This window comes from Desulfatitalea alkaliphila (assembly GCF_022968795.1).
GTDB lineage: Bacteria > Desulfobacterota > Desulfobacteria > Desulfobacterales > Desulfosarcinaceae > Desulfatitalea > Desulfatitalea alkaliphila.
Genome location: NZ_JALJRB010000026.1, coordinates 57,227 through 67,986 on the forward strand (window position 1 = coordinate 57,227; position 10,760 = coordinate 67,986).

General features: G+C 57.4%; 5 protein-coding genes and 1 pseudogene. 2 read left to right on the plus strand and 4 right to left on the minus strand.

Features of this window, described 5'->3' with window-relative positions; all coding sequences use genetic code 11:
• Positions 1 to 56: 56 nt before the first annotated feature.
• On the minus strand, positions 57 to 1,637 hold the full coding sequence (gene asnB, locus MRX98_RS17945) for an asparagine synthase B (protein ID WP_246913275.1): 1,581 nt from the start codon (positions 1,635 to 1,637) through the stop codon (positions 57 to 59).
• A gap of 1,028 nt (positions 1,638 to 2,665) precedes the next feature.
• Here asnB and MRX98_RS22275 point away from each other — a divergent pair.
• Positions 2,666 to 2,869, plus strand: a pseudogene (locus tag MRX98_RS22275) (BrnT family toxin); the annotation flags it as partial.
• Positions 2,853 to 3,110 (plus strand): BrnA antitoxin family protein, encoded by a 258-nt coding sequence (locus tag MRX98_RS17950; protein ID WP_246913277.1) that lies wholly within the window; start codon positions 2,853 to 2,855, stop codon positions 3,108 to 3,110. The pseudogene MRX98_RS22275 and the gene MRX98_RS17950, both read left to right, overlap by 17 nt.
• 175 nt (positions 3,111 to 3,285) lie before the next feature.
• On the opposite strand, the gene MRX98_RS17955 is transcribed toward MRX98_RS17950, so the two are convergent.
• From MRX98_RS17955 to MRX98_RS17965, 3 genes are all read right to left on the minus strand, one after another.
• A complete protein-coding gene (locus tag MRX98_RS17955; protein ID WP_246913279.1) occupies positions 3,286 to 3,639 on the minus strand; it encodes a putative signal transducing protein in 354 nt (117 codons plus the stop codon).
• Positions 3,640 to 3,779: 140 nt separating this feature from the next.
• A complete protein-coding gene (locus MRX98_RS17960; protein WP_246913281.1) occupies positions 3,780 to 4,304 on the minus strand; it encodes an ion transporter in 525 nt (174 codons plus the stop codon).
• A 102-nt stretch (positions 4,305 to 4,406) separates the two neighbouring features.
• Positions 4,407 to 10,193 (minus strand): DUF3320 domain-containing protein, encoded by a 5,787-nt coding sequence (locus MRX98_RS17965; protein ID WP_246913283.1) that lies wholly within the window; start codon positions 10,191 to 10,193, stop codon positions 4,407 to 4,409.
• Between the last annotated feature and the right edge of the window lie 567 nt (positions 10,194 to 10,760).

Consider the following 10,760-nt stretch of genomic DNA (forward strand, 5'->3'; position numbering starts at 1 on the left):
CTTTGTTTTACGGTTTTACTTGTTTCGCGAGCCCTTACGCCGTCTGCCGCCCTCGGTCAGGTGGCGGTGGCCGCATCTTTCATCGTGCCGCTGATTTTTTCCCGTTCCTCGTCGAAATCGAATCCCGTCCAGATACCGATGGACGGCAACAGGGAGTCCTGGGGGTGGTAGCGTCTAAAGATCTTGAAATAGTAGGCCGCCTCCTTGCTGTTGATCACCGCTGCGGGGTGGGCCTTCCGGATGCGCGCCATCTCTTCATCGGAAATCTCCCGCTCCGCCAACCGTTCTCCCAGGTCCTCACATCCCGCGCCTTGGGTGTACTGCACCTTGTAACGCCACAGGATGTCGTCGGGGATCAAACCCGAGCCCTCGAAGGCTTTGCGCAGAATCCATTTTTCCACCTTGGCGCCGTTGACGGCGCGAATCTTCAAATCCGGTGCGATGCGCATGGCCAGATCGATCATGGCCGTGTCGAAAAACGGTACCCGCAGCTCCAGGCTGAAGTGCATGCCCATGCGGTCGGCCCGTTGCAGGTTGATGTTGTGAACCCCCGCCACCAGGCGTTGCACCTCCTGATTCAGGGCATCCGGCGACAGTCGTTTCATATAATGGTAGCCGGCGAACAGTTCGTCGGCCCCCTCTCCGGTCAGCACCACCGTGACGTATCGGGCCGCCAGTTTGCAGGTGAAATAGCACGGTACGGCACAGCGCACCAAGGCGGGGTCGTAGGTTTCGAGGGTTCGAATCACCAGTGGCAGGACTTCGTAATACTCCTCTTCGGTGAAGATGTACTCGTGGTGGTCCGAGCCGATGTGGGCCGCGACCCGCCGGCCGGCTTTGAGGTCGTCGCTTTCCTTGCCGGCAGCATCCCGCATGCCGACGGCGAAGGTATGCAAATAGGGGATCTGCTGGGCGGCGATGGCCGCGATCAAGCTGCTGTCCAAGCCGCCGCTGCAAAAGGCGCCCACCTGGATCCGGGGATCGGAAAGCAGGCGTTTGGTGACGGACCGGTCCAGGGTATCGCGGATGCGGCGCCCCGCTTCGCTCACATCGACCATCGGCCTTTGGGCGGGCGGCGGCACCTGGTAGTAAGGCACGAAACCCTCGGACGGGGTGTAATAGTGGCCGCAGGGAAATTCATGCACCTGGTCCAGCCCGGCCAAACTCATGGCCCCCAGTTCGGAACTGAAGTAAAGGCGATCATGCAGGTGGCCGTAGTAGAGTGGTTTGATGCCCACGGGGTCGCGGGCCAGCATAAAATTGTCACCGTCGAAAAGGGCGAATGCGAACATGCCGTCCAGATCGTGCACGCAGTGCGGTCCTTTTTGGCGGTACAAATGCAGAATGACTTCCGAATCGGAATGGGTGGCGAAGGTGTAATCGGCGGTCAGTCGATCCCGGAGGGCTTGAAAATTGTAGATTTCACCATTGCAGATGATGCCGGCCCTTCCGTTGTCGGCCAGAATGGGCTGGTGGCCCCGGGCCACGTCCACGATGGACAGCCGGGTGTGTCCCAGAACGGCGGCCCCGTGTTGGAATATACCGCGATCGTCCGGTCCTCGGTGTGGCATGGCATCCAGCATTCGGGTGATGGTTTGGGTGTCGTCGATGCCGAAGCATCCTGCAATTCCGCACATCGGTTGTACCTCCCTATTTATTTGTGGAACACGAACAGGGGTTTGATGCCCACCGGGCGTCGGATCGCGGTTTCAATATCGGTCGCTACGGGCCCGTTCTGCTTGCGAATCGGCACGGGGGCGGGATCGGCGTTCGGGGTGGGTCCTGAACCCTTGGCGCCGTAGGAATTAGAAGTCCAGCGTCATTCGAACCATTGATGGTGATTGATGCACATGCATATAGGTCCTAACGTGACCGGCGGGGATTGTCAAGGAAAGGCCAAACAAGAAATGTGGCACCCTTGACACAAATAGACACGAGCTGCAAATCAAATGCTTGTTAAGCGGTTCATCCTGGGGTGAAGGTTATCAGCTTGCATACAGATATCAGTACCGTCACCGGTTAAGCCGTGATCCATAATTCACTGACCACTGAGAATGCCTGGTCGTAATAATCGGCGTACGCGTCATTCTGAACAGGCGAGAGCCATTCGACCACGACGCTCTTCCAGCCAAAAGCCTCGGCGATGGACGGATCAAGCACATTGGGTGTATTCGCGCACCATCGTGCGAAGCCAGTGTTCGCTGCGTTTTGCCGTTGGCGGTCTTGGTCGTCTTGGAATGCCCTCATTCTATCGGGGAAAACGAGTTTCACCAGCAAGGGAATCGAAACCGCATCACCTCTGAATGCCTAAGCCACGTTTTGTTTTCCACAACGGCAGATTTTTTCTTAAGCAATGCAATGGTAGTGTCTTTGTCATAAGGGTTCATGCGGCTCATGAGAAATCCTTTCGATAGAGGTACAACGATTTAATCACCGGCGCGCGGAAGGCTGGCGAGCTGCTACGGCTTCTCCGACCTCGCGCTATTGCCCTTCGCGTCCAGTGAATTTACATGTTGTGCCTTTATATTGTTATTTTAATGGCTTATGCATCATAAAAATCGCCCGTTGACGAATACATATAATGTATGTATATTTTGGCCATGGACATTATCTGGGACCCAAATAAGGCTGAGACCAACCTTAAGAAACATGGGAATTCTCCGATGCTGAAATGGTCCTTTATGACTCCTTTGCCATGACCATTGAAGAACAAATAGTTGCAAATGAACTACGATATGTGACCATTGGGACGGATTCAGTTGGACGAATACTCGCCGTCGTTTATTCATACAGATCGGATACCATTCGATTGATTTCAGCCAGAAAAGCGACCCGCAAGGAAAGGACACAATATGAAGAAGGAATATAATTTTGAAAATGCCAAAAGAGGCCCGGTTGCACCCACTAAGGGTAAAACCAGGATTACCATGTATCTTGATACGGATATTATTGAAGATTTCCGTGAAAGAGCGGACAAAACTGGATATGGTTACCAAACCATGATTAATGAAGCACTTAGAGAATATATTTCAAAAAGCGGAAAGCCTCTCGATGAGACAGTTATCCGCCAGGTAATTCGGGAAGAATTGGAGCGGGTTGCCCATCATTGATATATCGGTATTCCAATTACTCATTTGTTTTTAGTTTGCGGCCTTCCATTTTTGTGAGGCCGCTTTTATTTGAGGCACAACGCCTGAACTGTGCGGCGCGGGGTACTTACTATCGACCTGCTATTGCCTTTTCGGCAAATCACGCCGCCCCTTCGCGTCCGCCACCAGTGAGTTGTTAGTGGTCCATATTCTGATTGCCGAGATTTATTCCCATGAAAGACAATTTAATGTCTTTCAAAATCTGGGTAGCCTCCTCAAATTGATCAATTCTTATCATAAGTCTTGCAGGGTCCGCCAACGGTCGAACATACATAAAATGTTCACCTTTGAAAAAATACTGTATTCCTTCACTGTCAAGAACAGATTTTAAAAATGCTATATCAGCAGGATTGTATGTCGCAAGCGCTTCTTTGTAAGCCACGAATACAGCGGCAGGCTCTTCTGGTAGTTCATCAATAAGTTCGACATTGCATTCAGGGCATTTGATGATGCCTTCTATAAATTCGGATTTGCATTCGGGGCAAAACATGTGCAGGTTCCTCGTTTAGTGTAACTATAGATTATGCAATCTGCATAAGCAGACTGCTACGGGATGCATATATCCAGCGCGGATGATTATCCGAAATAAGATAACCCCCTGAATCTACACAATTATGGACTCCATTACAATCATTTCGGTTCCTGCGAATCATTCCCTTCTGGTGTGCATGCCATTTCGCGCCGTGCTTCGGACAGCGCTGATGCGACCACCCCGGCGGGCACCGCCACGATTCCGAGCCCAATTAATAAAACAAGGCCCGTAAAGATACGCCCTCCCGCCGTGATAGGATATATGTCACCATATCCCACGGTCGTTAATGTCGCCACCGCCCACCACATAGAGTGAAAGACAGAGGCAAAGATTTGCGGTTGAGCTGGATTCTCGAAGTGATAAATGCCAACCGAGGCGAGATAAAGGATTATCCCACTGGCGCTTAGATAGAGGACTAGTTCCTCTCTTGCCAGATGAAACGCATGTTTCAGTCTCGCCATGGCCGCGTTGTACCGCATGATTGTAATGACTCGGAACAATCGAAGCAGTCTAAACACACGAACGGATCGCAAGTCCAAACCTGTCGATAGATAAAAAGGAAGGATCGCAACCAAATCCTTTAGGAATGAACGGAGCAATGTTCGTCTGCTCGGTCTTGTCATCTGCCCCCCTCAAGGTGTGGAACGATCGGAGAAAAAAACCGGTTTTTGTCATCACTTACTGGACGAACAGCGCTTGTCCGATCAGCCTGACACGCTTATGCTTCAAGCCTTGACTAGTTTTTCGCCGTCCACCCTGCATCTGCCATTTTTCTTCATGAGTTCTATGCCTTCCTCGAAAAACGCGCTCACATTGACACCGAGTCGCGTAATGCCGAACAGGTTGGCGGTTTCTCGCGCAAGGTCATCCTGGTTCATGCTGATATGCATTTTCAGGATCTGGGACGCCGCGTTGGCGATTTCCTCCGGGCAGATTTCCCCTGCCGTTCTCGCCCTTGGCTCCATCTCGCCAGGGATACGGAAATTCTTGTAAGGGCTTTCAGACAAATCTTTGGTCCAGATAAACGCACGCTTCCCCGACCGGCGTACCGGAAGGCCGTTCTGCTTCACTGCGTCTTTGACCGCCGTGCGGATGCGGTTCCCGGTTCTTTTGAGCCCCCAGAGGGACGCCACCTCCGAGCAGAGCGAATCGAACAGAAGGGGGGCCTCAGTATCAACGATCGATTTGACCAGTGCGCGCACTTGTCGTGCGTTTTTCGGATCGTGAAGCTCACCCTGGAAGGTTTTGGTACCCGGCGGCTTGTAACGCCGATAGATCAACTGCCCCGGAAGCTCGGTACCGTCGCGAATGGGACCAGTGGGATGGGGCGCAACAGCCGCCGCGCCCCTTGCAAACTGCAGATTCGTGTCCTGCTTGCCGGGCGTACCGGTTGGTGCGGAATTCGGAGGGATGTTAGCCGGGGGGCTCAGGTCAACGTCGTTGGCCGCGTCAAATTTCTGTTTGGATACCCTGATCGCCTCTTCAAGTTTGGCAATCTCCTTGGGTCGCTGAAGCCACCAGTCGGTCGACCAAATGCGATGCAACCGCCAGCCGAGGCCTTCCAGCACTGTCTGGCGGAGCCGGTCGCGATCCCTTGCCGACTTGGCGCTGTGGTAGTTCGCACCATCGCACTCGACGCCTAAAAGGTACCGGCCGGGAGCGTCGGGATCGCGGACGGCCAGATCGATCCGATACCCTGAACAACCTACCTGCGCATCTACGCGCCAGCCGCGCTGGGTCAATTCATCCAGAACCGACTGTTCGAAGCCGGATTCCACCTCCCCGGTCGTTTGGCGCACCTCTTCCGCGAATGCGACCGGTCCGCGCTTCACGTAATCCAGAAAGGCCCGCAGGTGACGCACGCCGACGGCCTGGGTTCGGGATAGGTCGATTTGCTCGGGCGCCAGGCGCGAAAAGACCAGCAACTGCCTGCGCGCCCGGGTGATGGCCACGTTGAGCCGGCGCTCGCCGCCTTTATTGTTCAGCGGGCCGAAGTTCATACGGGTTATCCCGGCGGGGTCCGGCCCGTAGCAGATCGAGAACAGGATCACGTCCCGTTCATCGCCCTGGACCGTCTCAAGGTTCTTGACGAAGACGGGCTCGGAAACCGTCGTGAAGTACGGCTCGATTTCCGGGTACTCGCCTCGCGCGGCGTCCAGGAGGTCCTCGACCAACCCTTGCTGCGCCTGGCTGAAGGTCACCACGCCGAGGGAGTTGTTCTGTTCCTCGGGATCGCGCAGCCTCCGGACGATCTCGGCCACCACCGCTTCCGCCTCCTTGCGGTTCGTGCGCGACCTGCCGTAGTCGTAGACCCCGTCCGGTACTTCACGCCAGCGCACACCGAGCCCTGGATGCTCCGCGAGGGCGGCCGGAAAGGTGTGGAGCCGGTTATCGTAGTATTGGCGGTTGCTGAAGGCGATCAGGCTCTCGTGGCGGCTGCGGTAATGCCAATCGAGGCGCAGCGGCTTTATTCCCGCCGCTTCCGCCTCTTCGAGGATGCTCTCCAGTTCCTCCGGCAGATCATCCTCGCTGTACTCCTCATCGCCTTTCTGCCGTTCGAAGAAGCTCGTGGGTGGAAGCTGGCGGGAGTCACCGACCACGAGCAGCTGGTTCCCGCGCGCGATGGCGCCGATAGCGTCGTACGTGGGCATCTGCGACGCCTCGTCGAACACGACGATATCGAACTTCGGGAAGTCCGCGCCGATGAACTGGGCCACCGAAAGCGGGCTCATGAGCACGCAGGGCTTGCACCTGGCCAGCGCATTCGGGCACTCCCTGAAAATGCGCCGGATCGTTTTGCGTCCACCTTGCGCGAACCGCTGGAGCAATCCGGCCTCGGAGCTGGCCGGCGTGCGCTGCCCGGCAGCCGCTGCCCGCGGCATCCTGCCGGCGATCCGGGCGAAGGTCTCCTTTCTGGTCAGGTCGGCAATTTGGGTTTCGAGCCCCCGGAACTCCCGAATCTTCAGGTCGTGCCGCTCTCCGATGAACCCGGCGAGGGACGGGATCGACTTCAAGACCGTCCTCGCCCACCAGTCGGCAAAGGAGTGCTCAAAGGTTGATTTCAACTGGTGAACGCCGATATCTCCGCGTTCGAGGGCCTCCGCGAGCTCGGCAAGGCGAAGCTCCGCGACCTGGGCGCGCGATGCCTGGTAGACAATCCACTCGCGCAAGCGCGGCAGGTTGGCCGCCAGGTGCCGCAGGGTTGTCCCGGTATTCTCGAACATGCTCCCATCGGCCTCGCCGCCCCAGGCCGCCTGGGCGTTGAGTTGCAGCAGGCTTTCGAGGCGCTTTCGCCGATCCCCGAAGCCCTGAAAGGCTTCCCGAAACGCCCGCGCCCGCTGGGCGGCAGGCGCATCCGCGGCAAACAAGGCACGGCCCTCCGTGGCCAGACGCAGCCATGCACCCCTGGTGCCCGGCTGCGCTTCTAGGCCGGTGCCCGGAGCACGGTCGATGACCGCGCGGCACTTGTCGGACCACTCCACGATCTGTCGCATCTCGTCCCAACGCGATTCGAAATGCTGCCAGAAGTCACCGAAGAGCCGCAAGAGGACCTCACCATGGGCTTCGAGCTTAGCGCTCTCCTCGACCACGGTCAGCGCCCGTGCGAGTTCTTTCTCCAAGGCCGTCAGGTCCTTGGGCTTCTTGCCGTCCTTGCGGACCGGCAGCACGGCCTTCCGGACAAGCCCTCCCATGTGCCACTTTTTCCAGAACCAGGCGTCCTTTCTCGTCCGCAGCGTTTCGATCAACGCGGGAAGATCGAGCGCGAAAATGCCCTCGGTATTGGATTCCAACAGAATCGACCGCTTCTTCGAGCACGTCCGCCCCAGCTCTATCCATTCGGTCAGCTCAGACTTGATGCGCTGCCAATCGGGCTCCGAAAGGAGCGCCCGGGTGACACCAGCCGGCGCGGTCTCCAGCAGGGCGGTCAACCCGCTCGCCAGCTGGAGGTCGGAGAACGACGCCTCGTCAACCCCGAGTCCCAGATCCGGCAGAGTCAGCAGCGCCGAGGCTTTCAGGCCACGATGGGCCTCCTCGGCCGCCTGGATCGCCTTTTCCGCCTCGTCCTCGATGCCGTAGCTCCAGGCGTACATCCGAACCGCATCGAGCGGATGCCCCGCCGGGCTGCCGGACACCCGGGCGGCTTCGGCCATTTCCCGCACGATGGCCCGCATTCGCTCGAACTCCTCATGCGTCCGTCCGTCGGGATCGCCAAGATCCAGCGTGACCTTCGGTTCGCCACTGAGACCAATCAGCCGGGAAATGATCCAATAGGCGCTTTTGCCGAACGCCCGGGGCTCGTGCAGGTCACGCGCGTATTCGTTCAGTGCTTTGCGCTGCTCGGCAAGGCGGCTTGTCCGCGCCTCCCATTGTCCGCCGGCCACGGCACCGGCCACACCGAGCGCCTCGCGCAGCTGCGCGCGGAAAGACTCTTTCGTCGTCTTGTTCGAGTGCAACTCCATGCAGAAAGGCCCCAGTTCGATCTCCGAGAGCCGTTTGTATACCACATCAAGCGCCGCCCGCTTTTGGGCAACGAACAACACGCGCTTCCCGATGGTGAGGCAGTGGGCGATCAGGTTGGTGATGGTCTGGGACTTCCCGGTGCCTGGCGGGCCTTGCAGCACGAAGGTGCGCCCCTCCGCCGCGGCGTGGATGGCACGCAGCTGCGAGGAGTCGGCGTGCAGCGGACAAAAGGTTCCAGATGGCGGATAGTCGTCGTCGAGGGTTTCCAGTATGGGAAACGTCGCGCCGGGGTCGAACTGTTCGTTCGGAGATTCGAGCAGGTGCTGTACGACCGCGTTCTTCTTGAGCTCCTCGGAATTCGCTTCCAAATCCAGCCACATCAGGAATCGGGAGAACGTAAGGATTGTGAGGCTTGCGCTCTCCTCAACTTTCCAGCGCGGTTCGCGCTTGATCGCCTGGCGGATGGTGCGCAGGATCTTCGGCACGTCCAGGCCGGACGCGTCCTCAGGCAAGGGATCCAGGCCGTCGACGGTGATGCCGAGGTCTATCTTGAGCTTTTGGAGAAGCGTGATGTTGATGCGCGATTCCTCGTCGATGCGTTGGATACGGAATCCCTCGCGAATCGATTTGCGCTCGATACCCATGGGAATCAGGAGAATCGGAGCACGGCGTTCGATGTCACTTGTCTTGTCCTCTGTCCAAACAAGGAAGCCGAGCGCAAGGAACAGCGTGTTCGCGCCTCCCTCTTCCAAGCCGAGGCGGGCGGCACGCTCGACCTGGGTGAGGCGGCCGGCCAGTTCGCGTTCGGTAATATCGGCGTGCAGGCGCCGCTGGGACATCTCCTCGCGCAGGTAATCGGCCAGGGCATCTGCACCTGTCTGTTCCCGGTGTAACGTCGCATCGCGAGGGTCGGATTCGTCCCAGACCTTCGGCTTGGGCCGCACGCGAAACCCTTCGTTCGCTGCCAGAGCGTCCTCAAGGCCCGCGATGTCGGGACAAAGCAGCGGGATCGATTTCTTTGAATCCTTGAAGTTGAGCAAGCGGTTCCGCAGGCTCAGATCGAGCAGGTTGGATTTCCACTTTGCAAGGCGATCCGCCGTGCTCTCCCGATCACCCGCCGGGCGTGTCGGCGCCATGGTACCAGCCTCATCAACTCCCTGCGGCACGGTAAGATCTTCAAAGGGTGACATATCATTGCCATCAAGGCCGATGTCCTCGTCCGCGGTCCCCGCATCCTCTCCGGCAAGTGATAGCGGGCGGATACCGAGCCTGCGGGCGGCCCTTATGTCCACCGCAAAATGGAAACTTGGACCAGATTGAAGCTGATTCCTTGCCTGCTCCAGCGCCATCTTGAATGCAAATGGGGGCGTCTTTGCTATGCCTGTGGATTCCACAACAATAAATTCATTAAGGCCGATCCGATTAAGGAGGATCGATGCATGGTGAGTCACAGTGTCGTCAAAGGACTTGTCCACGAGCCACACACCGGGAAATGCGTGTCCTTCGACAAACACGATTACCGGTCGCAGCCCTGCTTGCTCGAAGCACGAAGCAAGGAGTGTCGTCGTGTCCAGGCAGCTTCCGAGTTTTCTTGTAAGAATGTGCGCGGGGGTTCTGACTTTCTGGCCGGTTTTTTCGAAGCTCGCCGGGGGATTGATGTAACCGATCTTGTGGCGGGCTGCCGCGAAATAGATGGCGGCGGCTTGTGAGTATGCGCGCCGGGGGCCGCCGCTTTGATATCCTGATAGCGAACCGTCCTGTGTTTTTTCCAACAGCAGTTTCGACGCTTCAGCGAGGATGCGCTCTACGGCCGAATCGTTGGGCAGCACGTGGGCGGCAATGAGTTCCGGCTGTGAGCAGACGCCGTACCACTCGTTGTAGGCAAGAACGGACAGGGGAAGCTGCTGCCGTGTAGGTTCAAGCCCATCGGCAACCGCCTCGATCCAGAAATGCCCCTCCTCTCGCTCGGCCTGTTTGCGAAGGGCACCGCGTTGGAGTGTAAGTGCAGGCGCTGAAAATGTGTATGTGGTACTGGGGGCGATGGATTCCACCCTGAGTATTTTCTCTGCGACGACCCGTGGATCGCTCCACACACGGACAGTCACACCAGTTGTCTGCTTATCGGAAGAGTTGGTTACTGAGAGCGCCCGAAGCAGTGGAACCGAGTTCTGCTGCATAGCGAAGTTTACGAATGGCGTATATTCTGCCTCAACTGATAAAGGGGGCTCTGCTCGTGACTGTTGGGGTGATTCGACCATGGCGGCTCCAAAAGTTAAAACTCAGGCAGAAAGCATTGATATTCGTCGAGTCGTTTTTCGACTGTTCATTGGCTTAACATGTTCAGCACCGGAAATCGTTTACTCCGGACGTTCCGGCTTTGCGGCGCCGGCGAGCATAAGCCCCGGCTAATAATCAAGCACTGTTCCCGGCGTCCGCCAACAGCCCCTTGTTGGCCGCCATGCATGCCGCAGATTGCGTATACTTAGCCACGCCCTACCGATATTTTTTCTGCACATGCCCCAAGAAACTTCTTACCGCCTCGAACATTTGTGTCGCCCCCGGCTCCTCTATCGGCCAATGTCCGGCTCCCTCGAGAACCACCATTTTTTTGTCTGCTC